We start from the raw sequence: 15,436 nt of genomic DNA, 5'->3' as shown, positions 1-15,436 counted from the left end.
GTGGACCCAGTCGATGAAACCGGACCTGGACCAGGTCGCCCAGGCGGCCGAGGAAGCCAAAGCGGTAGCGGCGATGCACGCGGCCAAGGCCCGGTGCCGAGAGCAGTCCAGGAAGGCGCCGACCGAAACGCCCGCCACAGTCGGCCAGCCCAAAGAACCGGCAAGGGCCGGAGCAAACACCCCGGGCGACCCGCCCTTCTTAGGACGCCCGCTCCGGTGAAGCCGGAGCGGGGGCAAAACGGCACAGCCAACGCCTTCCAGCTCGAACCCGAAGCGGGTTCGGGCCCCTCACCATGCCCGGCAACCAAGACCGACCCGGCAACGACAGCCCACCCCCACCAACCACTCACCCCTCATCGCCGCCTGCCCGAACCGCAACCACAACCCCACCGCACAGCCGAAGAACCACCCCGCCGTCCTGCGGCCTTGTTGTCGCCGCCGATCGAACCGCAACCACAACCCCACCACACAGCCGAAGAACCACTCCGCCGTCCTGCGGCCTTGTTGTCGCCGCCGATCGAACCGCAACCACAACCCCACCACACAGCCGAAGAACCACTCCGCCGTCCTGCGGCCTTGTTGTCGCCGCCGATCGAACCGCAATCACAACCCCACCACACAGCCGCAGGAGCACCCTCAGGGAATGGGACCTTGTTGTCGCCGCCTGCCCGAACCGCGGCCATCACCACGCCTGGCAGCCGGAGGAAGGGAAGAGGCACCGACAGCCCGACAAACAGGGCCCAGCTTCCCAGCTCGACCCCAGCCCGAGTTCGGGCCCACCCCCATGCCCTAGCCCGAAATCGGACCCCGCACCGCCGCCTACCTCGATGTCGCCGCTCAGAAAGCCGTGACCGAACGCGACCCGAAAGCCCAGAGCAAGCCTTGGGAAGTCCCCACCTTGTTGTCGCGGCTCAAGGACCGCAATCGAAAACAAGCCGAAAGCCGCGCACGGTACCGGGCGTGCCGGGCCCCTCCGAGCTTGCTCCGCATCAGTCCCGCATCCGTCCCTCGTCCGCCTCTGGTCCGTGACCGTCCCTCGGCCGTCTTCCTCAGAGGGTCCGTACCCGCCTCGTCAGGTCAATGCGCGACTGCCAGTCTTCCGGGTCGTCCGAGTACGAGACCTTCACCAGCGTGAGCCCGTGCGGTCCCACCACATGCACGTCGTTCGCGCGCTCACCGATGGTGAGGATCGAGGCCAGCCATTCCTCATCTCTCCGGCCGTCGCCCACCGCGAGCGCGGCGCCCACGAGGCTTCGGACCATCGAGTGGCAGAACGCGTCCGCGCGCACCGTCGCGACCGCCACGCCGTCCTCGTCTCGTGCCCAGTCGTACTGCTGCAGTTCCCGGATCGTCGTCGCCCCCTCGCGCTGCTTGCAGAAGCCCACGAAGTCGTGCTCGCCGAGGAGTCGCTGGCAGGCCGCGTGCATCCGCTCCACGTCCAGCGGCCGCGGCCAGGCGAGGGTGTCCAGGCGCCGCAGCGGGTTGACGCCCCAGGTCGCGTCCGCTACCCGGTACCGGTAGCGGCGCCACTGGGCCGCGAAGCGGGCGTTGAAGGACGGGTCGACCGCTTCGGCCTTGGTGACCCGCACGTCCGGCGGAAGGATGCCGCGCAGCCGCCAGAGCAGCTTCTCCCTCAGGGCCTCCCATTTCGCCGTGGGGACGTCGAAGTGCACGACCTGGCCGGTGGCGTGGACCCCGGCGTCGGTACGTCCGGCGACGGTGAAGTCGCCGACCGGGCCGAAGAGGACCTCCAGGGCCCGGAGCACCTCGGCGGCGACCGTCCGCCGTCCGGGCTGCAGCGCCCAGCCGGAGAACTCGGCCCCGTCGTAGGCGATGCCCAGCCGCAGCCTCGTCTTGTCCACAACCTCGTCCACAGCGCGTCCCTCCGGATAAAGCAAACCGCGCGTAAGGCCGAAGCCTTACGCGCGGTCGGTTGCCGTCTTAGTCGACCAGTTCGATGATCGCCATCGGCGCGTTGTCGCCCTTGCGGTGCCCGGCCTTGATGATCCGGGTGTAGCCGCCCTCACGGTTCGCGAAGCGGGGGGCGACCTGCTCGAACAGGTCGTGCGTCGCGTCCTTGTTGCGCAGCTTGGCCAGCGCCAGGCGGCGGTGGTGCAGCGTGCCCTTCTTGCCGTACGTGATGAGACGCTCGGCGTAGGGACGCAGGCGACGAGCCTTGGTCAGCGTCGTGGTGATGCTGCCGTGCTCGAACAGAGAAGCGGCGAGGCCGGAAAGCATCAGCTTCTCGTGTGCCGGGGATCCGCCCAGGCGCGGGCCCTTAGTAGGTTTGGGCATTGTCTTGCTCCTCTGGGTTTGACGCGGCCGGCCGTCTTACGGAACCGACCGCCACTGGTCGGGCGGCTTAGAGCTGCTCGGTCTCGCGGAGATCTTCACCGTCGTCTTCGTACTCATCGGCCTCGGCGACGGGCGACCCGCCGTAGGCCACCGCGGCCTCGCTGGGGTCGAAGGTCCCGGGCGAGTCCTTGAGGCTCAGGCCCATGCCGGCGAGCTTCATCTTGACCTCGTCGATCGACTTCTGCCCGAAGTTGCGGATGTCGAGCAGGTCGGCCTCGGTGCGGTTGATGAGTTCGCCGACGGTGTTGACGCCCTCGCGCTTGAGGCAGTTGTAGGACCGGACGGTCATGTCCAGGTCCTCGATCGGCAGGGCCAGATCGGCGGCCAGCTGCTGGTCGGCCGGGCTGGGCCCGACATCGATGCCCTCGGCCTCGGTGTCGAGCTCGCGGTACAGGCCGAACAGCTCCACCAGGGTGGAACCGGCCGACGCCAGCGCGGTGCGCGGGGTCGTGGACGGCTTGCTCTCGACATCGACGGTGAGCTTGTCGAAGTCGGTGCGCTGCTCGACGCGGGTGGCGTCGACGGAGTAGGCCACCTTGAGCACGGGCGAGTAGATCGAGTCGACCGGGATGCGGCCGATCTCGTTGGTCTCGCCCTTGTTGGCCGGCGACGAGACGTAGCCTCGGCCGCGCTCCACCACGAACTCCATGTCGATGCGGCCCTTGGAGTTCAGGGTCGCGAGCTTGAGTTCGGGGTTGTGGACCTGCACGCCGGCGGGCGGCTGGATGTCCCCGGCGAGGACCTCGCCCGGGCCTTCCTTGCGCAGGTACATGGTGGCCGGCTCGTCGTTCTCCGAGGAGACGCAGATCTGCTTGACGTTCAGCACCAGTTCGACGACGTCTTCTTTCACGCCGGGGATGGTGGAGAACTCGTGCAGGACGCCGTCGATCTTGATCGACGTGACCGCCGCGCCCGGGATGGACGACAGCAGCGTGCGCCGCAGCGAGTTGCCGAGCGTGTAGCCGAAACCGGGCTCCAGGGGTTCGATCGTGAACTTGGAGCGGGTCGGGCTGATCTGCTGCTCGGTGAGCGTGGGCCGCTGGGTGATAAGCACTGTTCGGTGTTTCCTTTGTTCGGGGCGCCCGCTATATGACGCCTAAACTCATGGATTCGGTGACTGCGTCCGCTGTGGGAGGCCGTCGTTCAGGTCCGGGAGGACCTTAGACGCGGCGGCGCTTCGGCGGGCGGCAGCCGTTGTGCGGCTGCGGGGTCACGTCGTTGATCGAGCCGACCTCGAGGCCGACGGCCTGGAGGGAGCGGATCGCGGTCTCGCGGCCCGAACCCGGGCCCTTGACGTAGACGTCGACCTTGCGCATGCCGTTGTCCATCGCACGGCGAGCGGCGGCCTCGGCGGCCATCTGCGCGGCGTACGGGGTCGACTTGCGCGAGCCCTTGAAGCCCACCTGGCCCGAGGAGGCCCAGGAGATGACCGCACCGGTCGGGTCGGTGATCGACACGATGGTGTTGTTGAAGGTGCTCTTGATGTGGGCGTGCCCGTGGGGCACGTTCTTCTTCTTTGCGCGCGGGTTCTTGGAACCGCCGCGAGTCTTCGGTGGCATCAGTTGCGCTCCTAACGTGCCTTCTTCTTACCCGCGACGGTCTTCTTCGGACCCTTGCGAGTACGGGCGTTGGTCTTGGTCCGCTGACCGTGGACCGGAAGGCCGTAGCGGTGACGGAGGCCCTGGTAGCAGTTGATCTCGATCTTGCGGCGGATGTCGGCCTGAACCTCGCGGCGCAGGTCGCCCTCGACCTGGTAGTGCTCCTCGATGTAGTTGCGGAGCGCGACCAGTTCTTCGTCGTTGAGGTCCTTGACCCGCTTGTCGCGGTCGAGGCCGGTCGCCGCGATCGTCTCGAGCGAGCGCGTGCGGCCGATGCCGAAAATGTAGGTGAGTGCGATCTCCAGGCGCTTGTCGCGCGGGAGGTCGACTCCGACCAGGCGTGCCATACAGGCGTACTCCTAGCGTTGTCGGAGGTCTGACCACTGCCTTCTCGCCGGGGTTCGATCCCCCTGCCCTGATGGGCGATGCGAGCCTCGGCCTCCGAGCCGAGGGTTGTGCTGACGCACTGGCGGCGGTTTCCCCTTCTGGGGCCTTACTTGTCGGCGTTGGAGCTGCTAGCCCTGGCGCTGCTTGTGACGCGGGTCGGACGAGCAGATAACCATCACTCGTCCGTGCCTGCGGATCACGCGGCAGTTCTTGCAGATCACTTTGACGCTCGGCTTGACTTTCACGAGTCCTACTTACGTGTAGTCGTCAGGTCAGCGGTAACGGTAGACAATCCGTCCGCGCGACAGGTCGTACGGCGAGAGCTCCACCACGACCCGGTCCTCGGGAAGGATTCGGATGTAGTTCTGTCGCATCTTGCCGCTGATATGAGCGAGCACTTTATGGCCGTTGGTGAGTTCCACCCGGAACATCGCGTTCGGGAGTGACTCGACGACCTTGCCCTCAATCTCGATGGCACCGTCTTTTTTCGGCATGTCCTCCGCTACCGTGACAACTCGGTCTGAAAACCCCACGCCCATGACAGGCCTGGAGCTACTGGCACGCCAACCCGATGGTTCGGGCGGGCGAAAGAATGCGGTGCTCCGCCGAAGGCGTCCGCGCCGCTGAGCGCATGGCGATCCGACAAGGGACGCACTGCACCACTGAGCGAGTCTACTCGCGCCCGGGAACCGCCTACCAGGGGGTTGACCGTGACAGAGGGCACTCGAACGAGAGCGGAACGCCGCCCGGTGCTCCGGAGACCCGGCGGACCGGGCGGCGTTCGGAAGCTCAGGCTTACTTCGAGTAGTACTCGACGATGAGCTGCTCATCGCAGATCACGGGGATCTGCTTGCGCTCCGGCACCGAGAGGAACCGGGCGATGAGGCCCTCGAGGTGCGACTCGATGTACGCGGGAGTCGTCTCGCCCGCCCAGGCGCCGGCCGCGGCCAGCTGGAACGGCGTCGTGTCGCGGGACTTCTTGCGGACCTGCACGAAGTCACCGGGCTTGAGCCGGTAGGAGGCGATGTCGACCTTGCGGCCGTTCACGGTGAAGTGGCCGTGGTTGACGAACTGCCGCGCCTGGTAGATGGTGCGGGCGAATCCGGCGCGGAGCACGAAGGCGTCCAGGCGGGACTCGAGCAGGCCGACCAGGACCTCACCGGTCTTGCCGGGCTTGCGCACGGCCTCGGCGTAGGTGTTGCGGAGCTGGCGCTCAGAGATGTTGTACTGCGCGCGCAGACGCTGCTTCTCGACGAGCTGGTTCTTGTAGTCCGATTCCTTCTTGCGGCCGCGGCCGTGCTGCCCCGGAGGGTAGGGACGGCGCTCCATGTACTTGGCGGCCTTCGGCGTCAGCGCGATGCCGAGGGAACGGGAAAGCTTGACTTTCGCCTTAGCTTGCAATGATTTCTCCAGTAATTCATGCGTTGCCCCGAACGACATACGAGGCATATTGCGTCCCTGACCGGCAGAAACGCGTGAGTGTAGCGCGCTCAGCTGTTCACCCGGGACTCGGGGGCTGGCGCGCACACGGTGATGCAGTGGTCAACACCCTTGAATCAAGCGTGTCAACTCAGCCAGAGTACTCGCCGTACTCAGGAGCGTCGAGCACGGGCCGCCGCGAGAGTGACCAGGCGCTCTACCAGCTCGCCGTATGAGATGCCGTAGGCGTCGAAGGCCTGCGGCACGCCGCTCATCGGCGTCATGCCGGGCATGGTGTTCACCTCGTTGAGGTAGACGGTGCCGTCCTCGGTGAGGAAGCAGTCGACGCGCGCGAGGTCGCGGCAGTCGAGGAGCCGGAAGACCTTCCGCGCCAACGCCTGCGCCTGCTCGGCCACGCCCTCGGGGTAGTCGGGGCGCAGGTTGAACGGCTCGGGGTTGTCGAGGTACTTGGCCTCGAAGTCGAACCAGCCGTCCTCGCCCTTGGCGAGGACTTCGAGCGGGAAGGTGACCTCCAGGTCGCCGTCCAGGGTCTCCAGGACGCCCATCTCGATCTCGCGGACGTTCTCGAAGGAGGCCTCGAAGACGACCTTGTCGTCGACCTCGCGGGCCTTCGCGACGGCCGCGGCGAGTTCGGCGCCCGAGCCGACCTTGCTGATGCCGAGGCTCGATCCGGCGCGGGCGGGCTTGACGAAGACCGGGAGGCCGAGCCGGTCGACGACGGCCTGCGCGTCGAGGTCCTCGCCGGGCTTCAGGACGGCGAACGGCCCCTGCGGGACGCCTTCGGCCGCGAGGAGCCGCTTGCTGAACTCCTTGTCCATGCACAGCGAGCTCGACAGCACGCCCGAGCCGACGTACGGGACGCCGGCCATCTCGAAGAGGCCCTGGATGGTGCCGTCCTCGCCGTAGGGGCCGTGGAGGACCGGGAAGAGGACGTCGGCCATCGGCTGCGCGCCGGGGCCGAGGTCGACCGCGACGGCCTTGCCGGTCTCGGCGGTGATCTCGGGCAGGGCGTCGGACGACTCGATGGCGAAGGTCGCGTCCGGGTCGAGTTGGACCCATTCGCCGGTGCGCGTGATGCCGATCGTGGTCACGTCGAAGCCCCGCTCACGCAGGGCCTTGGCGACTCCGGAGCCGGAGGCGCAGGAGACGGGCTGTTCCACGCTGCGCCCGCCGAAGAACACCGCGACGGTCGGTCGAGTCCCCTCGGCGACGCCTGCGGAGCGGTAACTGTGCATTGTCGGACCTCAAACTGTCGATTTCGGGTTTCGTCTCGCGTCCCATGAGTTCGGCGACCGCGGCTCTGGGGTCGAGTCCCTCATGGCACACCCGCTCGACGGCGTCGCAGATCGGCATCTCCACACCCACCTTACGGGCGAGGTCGGTGATGGACCGGCAGCTCTTGACGCCTTCGGCGGTCTGCTTGGTGACGCGGGCGGCCTCTTCGAGGGTTGCGCCGAGGCCCAGCTGTTCTCCGAAGGTGTGGTTGCGGGAGAGGGGGGACGAGCAGGTGGCGACGAGGTCGCCGAGTCCGGCGAGCCCGGCGAACGTCGCGGGGTCGGCGCCCAGGCGCATGCCGAGGCGCGTGGTCTCGGCCAGGCCCCGGGTGATGATGGTGGCCTTGGTGTTGTCGCCCAGGCCCATCCCGGCGGCCATGCCGTAGGCGAGGGCGATGACGTTCTTGACGGCGCCGCCGAGCTCGCAGCCGACCACGTCGGTGTTCGTGTACGGCCGGAAGTAGGCGGTGGTGACGGCCTTCTGGACGTCGACGGCGCGGCCGTGGTCGACGCAGGCGACGACGGAGGCGGTCGGCTGCTCCTCGGCGATCTCGCGGGCGAGGTTGGGTCCGGAGAGGACCGCGATGCGCGCCTGCGAGGCCCCGGTGACATCGGCGATGACCTCGGTCATGCGCTCGGTGGAGCCGAGTTCGATGCCCTTCATGAGGCTCAGGAGCGTCGCGGTCGGTTCCAGGAACCCGGCCCACGCCGAGAGGTTCTCGCGGAGGGTCTGGCTCGGCACGGAGAGGACCACGAGGTCGGCGCCGCGCAGCGCCTCGGCCGCGTCGTCGGTGGCGGCGACGATCGGCGGCAGGTCGACGTCCGGGAAGTAGTCCGGGTTGCGGTGCCGCTCGTTCACCGCCTCGGCCACGGACTTCCGCCTGGCCCACAGGGTGACCGGCGTCCCGGCGTCGGCGAGGATCTTGGCGAACACGGTCCCCCAGGAACCGGCTCCCATGACGGCTGCTCTCACTCGGTCGGCTCGCTTTCTTCGTGGCTGGACTGGTCTTCACGTCGAAGCTGCCGGGGGTCGAACAACGGCGGGGGCGTCCCGCCGCGGATCTCGGCGAGACCGTCCCGGAGGGCCTCCATGATGCGGTCGGCGGCGGCGGTGAGGGTCTCGCGGGTGATCGGCCGGTCACGCCATTCGTCCAGGTCGACGGGCGGGAGCGCCCTCACGGTGACCGGTTTGCGGCCGAGCTGGAACTTGGGGCGGCGGCGGCGGTCGTGGATGGCGAGCGCTCCCCATTGGACGATCGGGATGACGGGGGCGCCGGTCTCGATGGCGAGGCGGGCGACGCCGGTCTTGCCCCGCATGGGCCAGTGGTTCGGCTCCTTGGTGACCGTGCCCTCGGGGGCCATGACCACGATGCGGCCCTTGGCGAGCTCGCCGGCGAGGAGCCGGAGGGCGTCGCCGGCCTCGGCGCTGCCGCGCTTGACCGGGATCTGCCCGCTCTTGCGGACGATCGGGCCCACCACGGGCACCCGCAGGATCGACTCCTTGAGGAGGAAGCGCGGGTGGCGGCCGGCGTTGTAGATGTAGTGGACGACCACGAGGGGGTCGATGTCGGAGTAGTGGTTCCACACGAAGATCGCGGGGCCTTCGAGGGGGAGGTGCTCCATGCCGGACCACTCGCGCTTGGAGAGCGTGAGCATGCCGCCTTTGACGATGCCGGCGGCCACCTGGATGAAGGGTGAGATGGCGTCGCCGCCGCGGCGGCGGAAGGTGTACTGCGCCTCGGTCGTCGGCTCGGTCACCTTGTTGCTCGCTTTCTCGGAGGGCCTGAGCTGCGGACGGGCTCGGCGGTGCCGTTGTGTACGGGATCGTCAGTGCATTGCACTCTAACGCCCGTCCCATGCCGCTCAGGCGACGGGAAGCCGCGCGTGGGGTTTGACTCCTCGACGCGGGGCGCCGCTATACGCCCAGTGAACCCCCAGGTACGCGGCGCGTCAAGCACGGCCGCGAAGCAGCGGCGGCGCGAACCCCGGGCTTGCGCGCGTACCGCTATGATGTCATCATAGAGTCAAAATGACATCTAGCTCGCCGACCGCACGTGTCGGCTTGAATTTCGACTCGACACGGAGTGAGTGACATGAACTGGCGTCTCTTCGGCTGGCTTGCGGCCCTCTTCGGCGGTGCGGTCATCGTGATCTGGATCGTGGGGAGCCTCGTCGGCCTCATCTTCGGCGCCCTCGGGTTCCTCATCAAGGCCGCGCTCGTCATCGGCGTCCTCGGCGTCATCGGCTGGCTCGGATACAAGGGCTACCAGGCCGTCGGCGGCCGCGAACGCCGCCAGATCCGCAAGTAGCCGGACCGCGATCCCCCTGGCGGTCGCGCCCCGAATGCCCCATGCTGAAGGCATGCAGGGCACCGTCTCGAACTTCAACGAGGACACCTCCGGCGAGGTCGTCCTGGACACCGGCCGCCGCGTCGCCTTCGACGCGGCGGCCTTCGCCGTCTCCGGGCTCCGGTTCCTCCGCCCCGGCCAGCGCGTCGCGCTCGACTGCGACGAAGCGGATCGCGTGGTCGCGGTCCGCATCCTCACCATGCGTCCCTAGCGGCTTTCGCGCGAGTGGCGGGGTTTCCGCGAAGGGCCGAATCCCAGTACCGTATGGGGCGTGAGTGTGAGCGGGACGATGTCGGTCGGGGGCGCTGCCGTGTACAGGGCGCTGTCGTGAACGGGGCACTGCGGTGAACGGAGACGGGGCACAGCGGCAGGTGGCCGCCGCCGGCGGCCTGTTGTGGCGCAACGGCGAACGCGGCCTGATCGAGGTGGTCGCGGTGTGGCGGCCCAAGGTCGGGAACTGGTCGCTGCCCAAGGGCAAACTCGATCCGGGCGAGCACGCGCTGACGGCGGCGTGCCGCGAGGTCGAGGAGGAGACCGGGATCCCGGTCATCCCGCAGCTGTGGCTGTGCCGGTCCTCGTACGTGCTGCCCAATCCCGAGGGGGACATCCTCAAGTACGTCGACTACTGGTCGATGCGCACCGAGAAGCCCGATGCGGCCTTCACCGCCGACGACGAGATCGGCGCGCGGTGCTGGATCACGCTCGCGGAGGCGCGGGAGACGCTGACGCGTCCGCGGGATCAGCAGGTGCTCAAGGCGTTCTCGGCGCTCCCGGCGGTGACCGCGACGGTGCTGCTGGTGGTCCCGGCGGAGACCGAGCGGCGCTGGTCCGGACCGGAGGTGACGCGGCCGTTGAGCCTGCGCGGGCAGGACCAGGCGGTGCGGTTGGCGGCGCTGGCCTCGCTGTACCGGCCGGATCGGGCCTACAGCGCCACGGGCCGGGCGAGCGTGCAGACGGTGGAGCCGATCGCGCAGGCGGTGCGGTGCCGCCTCTCGGGGGACTCGGCGTTCGACACCGATGCCCACGAACGCAATCCGGAGCGCTCGAGTCTGCGGGTGCGGGAGCTGGCGGGCGGCGGCGGGGCGGCGATCGTCTGCGCCGAGCCGGAGGTCGTGAGCGACACGGTGGCGATCCTGGCGGACGAGGACGGCGTGGAGACCCCGGACGTCTCGACCCGGGCTGGCGAGGCGTGGGTGCTGTCGCTGTCGGGCCAGAAGCTCGTGGGAGTGGAGCGGCTTTAGCGACGGTCCCGTGATACCGGCCCGGGCCGGCGCGGCCGAGGCTTCGACGGCCGCGGCACGGCGGCGTCGTCGGCCGCGGCGCAAACCGCTGCCCCGGCGTCGGCTCGGCGCTCGCGTCGAAGCTGCTCCCTATGTTGTCAGTCGCCCCGATGCGGCGGGGTCCGCGGTCCCGGCACCGCTCCGATGCAGCGGCCTTCGCCGGCACGGCTTGCGATCCGCAGCCCGGCGCGGCGAGCGAGCGGCCGGGAGGCGGGGGCGGGCCGCGGTCGCCGCGCGCCGACCGCCGCCTTCGAGGCGGATCCGGGCCGTGAACGGCCGTTCGCGCCGCGGCGGTGTCGCCTGCCTCTCACCGGCCTTTCGGCCGTCCCGCCACTCGGACTGGTCGCGACTGGTCGGAGCGGGTTTCGCGGTACCGTTGGCCGCCCCTGCCGCACCCCGTGCGCAGTAGCGCGCCTACAAGGAGGAATCCGCCGTGCCGGACCGTGCCCCCACCGCCCTGCAGAACTGGGCCGGGAACATCCGCTTCTCCCCCAGCCGCTTCGAGGCGCCCGCCACGCTCGACGAGGCCCGGGCGGCCGTGGCGGCCGCACCGCGCCTGCGCGTGCTCGGGTCGGGCCACTCGTTCAACGAGATCGCCGCCTCCGAGGCGACGATGATCTCGCTCGCCGGCATCGAGCCCGAAGTGTCCGTCGACGCGCTCAAGGCGACGGTGCGCGCCTCCGGCTGGCTCACGTACGCCGCGTTGAGCGACGCGGTCCACCGCGCCGGGTTCGCACTCCACAACATGGCGTCGCTGCCGCACATCTCGGTGGCCGGGTCGATCGCCACGGGGACGCACGGTTCGGGCGACCGCAACGGGAGCCTCGCGACGGCCGTGGCCGCGATCGAGTTCATCGGCCCGGACGGCGAACTGCGCACCGTGGCCCGCGGCGACGAGGACTTCCCCGGTTCGGTCGTCCACCTGGGCGCCTTGGGCGTGGTGCACACGGTGACGCTGGACCTCTTGCCGGCCTTCGAGATGCGCCAGTACGTCTACGACGGCCTGTCCCTGGACGCGGTCGTGGCCGACTTCGACGGGCTCACCTCGGCCGCCTACAGCACGAGCCTGTTCACGCGGTGGGGCGCCGAGCCGGCGTTCCAGTTCTGGGTCAAGCAGCGCACCGCCGACCAGAGCCATCCCTTTCCGCAGGCGAACTGGTACGGCGCGCCGCTGGCGACCGGTCCCCGCCACCCCATCCCGGGGGTGGACCCGGCCGCGTGCACCGTCCAGCTGGGCCAGACGGGGCCCTGGCACGAGCGCCTGCCGCACTTCAAGGCCGAGTTCACGCCCAGCGCGGGCGACGAGCTCCAGTCGGAGTACCTGATCGACCGCGCGGACGCCCCCGCGGCACTGGAGGCGCTGGCCGGGATCGGCGACGAGCTCGCGACGGTCACGCAGATCAACGAGGTCCGCACGATGGCGGCGGACGACCTGTGGCTCTCGCCGGCCTACGGACGCGACACCGTGGGTCTGCATTTCACATGGGTGAGCGACTTCAACGCGGTGCGGCCGGTGATGCACGCGTTGGAGGCGGCGCTGGAACCGTTTTCACCTCGCCCGCATTGGGGCAAATTGTTTTCGACGCCGATCGGCGAAGTCCGCTCGCGTTATCCGCGAATGGGCGACTTCGAGAAACTGCGCGAACGCGTCGATCCAGAGGGGAAGTTCGCCAATGACTTCACCGCCGCGATCGCGGGCGGTGGCGCGCGCTAGTGGGACGGGGCGTCTGAGGCGCCGGTCCCGGAAAGCAAGCGAGGGCATTCAGGTGGCTCCTGAATGCCCTCTTCCCCGTGCGAGTCGGACGGGGGCCGCACCGTGCCCCGAACCGGTCCGGGGCCGCGGCATCAGCTGCGTCCGCGCTTCGTGGTCTTCTTCGCCGTCGACTTCTTGGCCGCGGGCTTGGACGCCGTCTTGCGGACGGCCTTCTTCGCGGTCGAAGCCTTCTTGGCCGTGCTCTTCTTCGCAGCGGTCTTCTTGGCCGACACGCGATCGGTGGCCATCGAACGGCCCCCGGCGGAGGCGGCGCGCGTGGTCTTCTTGGCGGCCGTCTTCTTGGCCGTCGCCTTCTTCGCGGTGGCGGCCTTCTTCGCGGGAGCGGCCTTCTTCGAGGCCGAGGCGGCCTTGGTCGGCTTCCGCTTGCCGGTCACGAGTTCCTTGAACCCCGTGCCCGGACGGAACGCGGGGACGACGGTCTTCTTGACCTTGACCGCCTCTCCGGTGCGCGGGTTGCGGGCCATGCGAGCGGCGCGTTGGCGCTTCTCGAAGACGCCGAAACCGGCGAAGGAGACTTTCTCCCCTTTCACCACCGCGCGCTGTATCTCGTCGATCGCGACGTCCACGACTTCTTTCGCAGCGGCCCGGTCGCCAGTGCGAGCGGCGATCCGATCGACGAACTCTGCCTTGTTCACGAGTCCTACCCTCCCGATAAGGTTCTGGAGCCATACCAGCTTGTTAAGCGCACGTTATGACGTTTCGAAAGCGAACGCAACTGTTTCCGCGAAAATCGACCCCTTGTGTCGCAAGGAATTTTTATTCGGGTGCCCGAAATCGACGCTCGCAACCCCGTTGGGAGGGACCCGAACACGCCTGGAGCCGGTGGCGACGCCACCGGCTCCGTACGTGCGGGCTAACTGGATCGGATTGTGGACGCTAGACCTGAGCGGGGAGAGTCCTAGGCCGCCAAGCGTCCCGGTTCGACTCGTACGCCGCGATCTTGTCCTCGTCGCGGAGCGTCAGCGCCACGTCGTCGAGGCCCTCCATCATCCGCCAGCGCAGGAACTCGTCGAACTCGAAGCCCCAGGCGCGGTCCCCCGCACGGACTTCGCAGGCGACGAGGTCGACGGTGACCTCGGTGTCCGGATTCGCCTCGGCGAGCGCCCACAGCTCCTCGACGGCCGCCTCGGGCAGCTCCACAGTCAACAGACCGTTCTTGAGCGAGTTGCCGCGGAAGATGTCACCGAAGCGGGGGGCGACCACGGCTTTGAAGCCGTAGTCCTTGAGCGCCCAGACGGCGTGCTCGCGGGAGGAGCCCGTGCCGAACTCGGTGCCGGTCACCAGGATCGTGGCGTGCTTGTACGCCTCCTGGTTGAGCAGGAACTGCTCGTCCTCGCGCCATTCGGCGAACAGGCCGTCCTCGAAGCCGGTCTTGGTGACCCGCTTGAGGTAGACGGCCGGGATGATCTGGTCCGTGTCGACGTTGGATCGCCGCAGCGGGGCGACCCGGCCGGTGTGGGTCGTGAACTTGTCCATGTTCCTTGCCCTCTCTTACAGGTCCGCCGGGCTGGCGAGGCGTCCGGTGACGGCGGTGGCCGCGGCGACGGCCGGGCTGACCAGGTGGGTGCGCCCGCCCTTGCCTTGGCGGCCCTCGAAGTTGCGGTTCGAGGTGGAGGCGGCGCGCTGGCCGGGCGTCAGCTGGTCCGGGTTCATGCCCAGGCACATCGAGCAGCCCGCGAAGCGCCAGTCGGCGCCTGCCTCGGTGAAGACCTGGTCGAGGCCCTCGGCCATGGCCTGCTCGCGCACTTTGGCCGAGCCGGGCACGACCATCATGGTCACGCCCTCGGCGACCCTGCGGCCCTTGATGACCTCGGCGGCGGTGCGCAGGTCCTCGATACGGCCGTTGGTGCACGAGCCGAGGAAGACCACGTCGACGGGGACCTCGCGCATCGGCGTGCCGGCTTCGAGGCCCATGTACTCGAGGGCGCTCGCGGCGGTGGTGCGCTGGATCGGGTCGTCGAAGTCGTTCGGGTCGGGCACGTTCCCGGAGAGCTCGACGCCCTGGCCGGGGTTGGTGCCCCAGGTGACGAACGGGCTCAGGGAGGCCGCGTCGATGACGATCTCCTTGTCGAAGACGGCGCCCTCGTCGGTCTTGAGGGTGCGCCAGTACTCGACGGCGGCGTCCCAGTCCTCGCCCTGGGGCGCGTGGGGGCGACCCTGGACGTACGCGAAGGTGCGCTCGTCGGGGGCGATGAGGCCGGCCTTGGCGCCCCATTCGATGGACATGTTGCACACCGTCATGCGGCCTTCCATCGAGAGCTCCTCGATGGCCTGGCCGCGGTATTCGACGATGTGGCCCTTGCCGCCGCCGGTGCCGGTGATGGAGATGATCTTGAGGATCAGGTCCTTGGCGGACACGCCTTCGGGCAGGGACCCGTTGACGGTGACGGCCATGTACTTCGGCTTGGCCTGCGGCAGGGTCTGCGTGGCGAGCACGTGCTCGACCTCGCTGGTGCCGATGCCGAACGCGATCGAGCCGAACGCGCCGTGCGTCGAGGTGTGGGAGTCGCCGCACACGACGGTCATGCCCGGCTGGGTGAGTCCCAGCTGGGGTCCCACCACATGGACCACACCCTGGTTGTCGTCGCCGAGGGAGTGGATGCGGACGCCGAACTCCTCGCAGTTGGCGCGGAGCGTCTCGATCTGCTTGCGGCTGGTCGGGTCCGCGATGGTGAAGAGGTTGTCGGTGGGCGTGTTGTGGTCTTCGGTCGCGATCGTGAGATCGGTCCGGCGGACCTTGCGCCCGGCCTGCCGCAGGCCGTCGAAGGCCTGGGGGCTGGTCACCTCGTGGAGGAGGTGGAGGTCGATGTAAAGCAGGTCCGGCTGCGCGCCGCCCGTGCGTACCACGTGGGCGTCCCAGACCTTTTCGGCGAGGGTGCGCGGTCGCATCTCCTCGGCTTCGTGTGGTGTACGTGACATCTCTGTTCCCAGTCGTTGGACTTCTCGAAATATGGGAGGTAGTGTTCAGCTCGTGAGAACG

18 protein-coding genes and 1 pseudogene are annotated in these 15,436 nt (G+C 68.8%); 5 read left to right on the top strand and 14 right to left on the bottom strand.

All coding sequences use genetic code 11. The annotated features are described in order from the left end of the window. On the top strand, positions 1-220 hold a 220-nt coding region (locus K3N28_RS21030; protein WP_228094725.1), incomplete at its 5' end, for a hypothetical protein. Positions 221-1,049: 829 nt separating this feature from the next. Here K3N28_RS21030 and truA read toward each other — a convergent pair. The 11 genes and pseudogenes from truA to K3N28_RS20975 all read right to left on the bottom strand — a co-directional run bounded on the left by truA (position 1,050) and on the right by K3N28_RS20975 (position 8,812). Beyond that, positions 1,050-1,874, bottom strand: coding sequence for a tRNA pseudouridine(38-40) synthase TruA (truA, locus tag K3N28_RS21025; RefSeq protein ID WP_228094724.1), 825 nt, complete (start codon positions 1,872-1,874; stop codon positions 1,050-1,052). Between the two features lie 73 nt (positions 1,875-1,947). Next, positions 1,948-2,295: pseudogene (gene rplQ, locus K3N28_RS21020) on the bottom strand (50S ribosomal protein L17); the annotation flags it as partial. 67 nt (positions 2,296-2,362) lie between these two features. Beyond that, positions 2,363-3,409 carry a DNA-directed RNA polymerase subunit alpha gene (locus tag K3N28_RS21015; protein WP_228094722.1) on the bottom strand — a complete coding sequence of 349 codons (1,047 nt, stop codon included), beginning with the start codon at positions 3,407-3,409 and terminating at the stop codon, positions 2,363-2,365. Positions 3,410-3,515: 106 nt separating this feature from the next. Beyond that, a complete protein-coding gene (gene rpsK / locus K3N28_RS21010; protein ID WP_091053358.1) occupies positions 3,516-3,914 on the bottom strand; it encodes a 30S ribosomal protein S11 in 399 nt (132 codons plus the stop codon). Between the two features lie 11 nt (positions 3,915-3,925). Beyond that, a complete protein-coding gene (gene rpsM, locus K3N28_RS21005; RefSeq protein WP_228094721.1) occupies positions 3,926-4,300 on the bottom strand; it encodes a 30S ribosomal protein S13 in 375 nt (124 codons plus the stop codon). 168 nt (positions 4,301-4,468) lie between these two features. Beyond that, the gene (gene rpmJ / locus K3N28_RS21000; RefSeq protein WP_081913453.1) at positions 4,469-4,585 is read right to left on the bottom strand and encodes a 50S ribosomal protein L36; all 117 of its coding nucleotides are present in this window, start codon (positions 4,583-4,585) and stop codon (positions 4,469-4,471) included. A gap of 27 nt (positions 4,586-4,612) precedes the next feature. Then, on the bottom strand, positions 4,613-4,834 hold the full coding sequence (gene infA / locus K3N28_RS20995; protein WP_026929479.1) for a translation initiation factor IF-1: 222 nt from the start codon (positions 4,832-4,834) through the stop codon (positions 4,613-4,615). Positions 4,835-5,135: 301 nt separating this feature from the next. Continuing rightward, on the bottom strand, positions 5,136-5,741 hold the full coding sequence (rpsD, locus tag K3N28_RS20990; protein WP_228094720.1) for a 30S ribosomal protein S4: 606 nt from the start codon (positions 5,739-5,741) through the stop codon (positions 5,136-5,138). A gap of 191 nt (positions 5,742-5,932) precedes the next feature. Then, complete coding sequence (locus K3N28_RS20985) at positions 5,933-6,940, bottom strand: D-alanine--D-alanine ligase family protein (RefSeq protein WP_255640303.1); 1,008 nt, start codon at positions 6,938-6,940, stop codon at positions 5,933-5,935. After that, positions 6,885-8,012 carry an NAD(P)H-dependent glycerol-3-phosphate dehydrogenase gene (locus K3N28_RS20980; RefSeq protein WP_228094718.1) on the bottom strand — a complete coding sequence of 376 codons (1,128 nt, stop codon included), beginning with the start codon at positions 8,010-8,012 and terminating at the stop codon, positions 6,885-6,887. Before K3N28_RS20980 ends, K3N28_RS20985 begins: the two co-directional genes overlap by 56 nt. An 11-nt stretch (positions 8,013-8,023) precedes the next feature. Beyond that, entirely contained in the window at positions 8,024-8,812 is a 789-nt protein-coding gene (locus K3N28_RS20975) for a 1-acyl-sn-glycerol-3-phosphate acyltransferase (protein WP_228094717.1), read from the bottom strand. A gap of 335 nt (positions 8,813-9,147) precedes the next feature. Between K3N28_RS20975 and K3N28_RS20970 the strand changes: the two genes are divergently transcribed. The 4 genes from K3N28_RS20970 to K3N28_RS20955 all read left to right on the top strand — a co-directional run bounded on the left by K3N28_RS20970 (position 9,148) and on the right by K3N28_RS20955 (position 12,396). Beyond that, positions 9,148-9,363, top strand: a complete 216-nt coding sequence (locus K3N28_RS20970; RefSeq protein WP_228094716.1) for a TMEM43 family protein — start codon at positions 9,148-9,150, stop codon at positions 9,361-9,363. A 52-nt stretch (positions 9,364-9,415) separates the two neighbouring features. Continuing rightward, positions 9,416-9,613 (top strand): cold-shock protein, encoded by a 198-nt coding sequence (locus K3N28_RS20965; protein ID WP_228094715.1) that lies wholly within the window; start codon positions 9,416-9,418, stop codon positions 9,611-9,613. Positions 9,614-9,746: 133 nt separating this feature from the next. Next, positions 9,747-10,643 (top strand): NUDIX domain-containing protein, encoded by an 897-nt coding sequence (locus K3N28_RS20960; RefSeq protein ID WP_228094714.1) that lies wholly within the window; start codon positions 9,747-9,749, stop codon positions 10,641-10,643. 472 nt (positions 10,644-11,115) lie between these two features. Beyond that, positions 11,116-12,396, top strand: a complete 1,281-nt coding sequence (locus tag K3N28_RS20955) for a D-arabinono-1,4-lactone oxidase (protein WP_228094713.1) — start codon at positions 11,116-11,118, stop codon at positions 12,394-12,396. A 131-nt stretch (positions 12,397-12,527) separates the two neighbouring features. Here K3N28_RS20955 and K3N28_RS23285 read toward each other — a convergent pair whose 3' ends face one another. From K3N28_RS23285 to leuC, 3 genes are all read right to left on the bottom strand, one after another. Continuing rightward, positions 12,528-13,091 (bottom strand): HU family DNA-binding protein, encoded by a 564-nt coding sequence (locus K3N28_RS23285; protein WP_255640302.1) that lies wholly within the window; start codon positions 13,089-13,091, stop codon positions 12,528-12,530. A 241-nt stretch (positions 13,092-13,332) separates the two neighbouring features. Then, positions 13,333-13,932, bottom strand: a complete 600-nt coding sequence (gene leuD / locus K3N28_RS20945) for a 3-isopropylmalate dehydratase small subunit (protein ID WP_228094712.1) — start codon at positions 13,930-13,932, stop codon at positions 13,333-13,335. A 15-nt stretch (positions 13,933-13,947) separates the two neighbouring features. Beyond that, positions 13,948-15,375 carry a 3-isopropylmalate dehydratase large subunit gene (gene leuC, locus K3N28_RS20940; protein WP_228094711.1) on the bottom strand — a complete coding sequence of 476 codons (1,428 nt, stop codon included), beginning with the start codon at positions 15,373-15,375 and terminating at the stop codon, positions 13,948-13,950. Positions 15,376-15,436: the final 61 nt, after the last annotated feature.

Origin of the sequence: Glycomyces sp. TRM65418, from assembly GCF_019710475.1 — a bacterium.
In the GTDB taxonomy this organism is placed as follows: domain Bacteria; phylum Actinomycetota; class Actinomycetes; order Mycobacteriales; family Micromonosporaceae; genus Glycomyces.
Note: the sequence above shows the minus strand (reverse complement) of the source record. Positions and strands in the feature narration are given on the sequence as shown.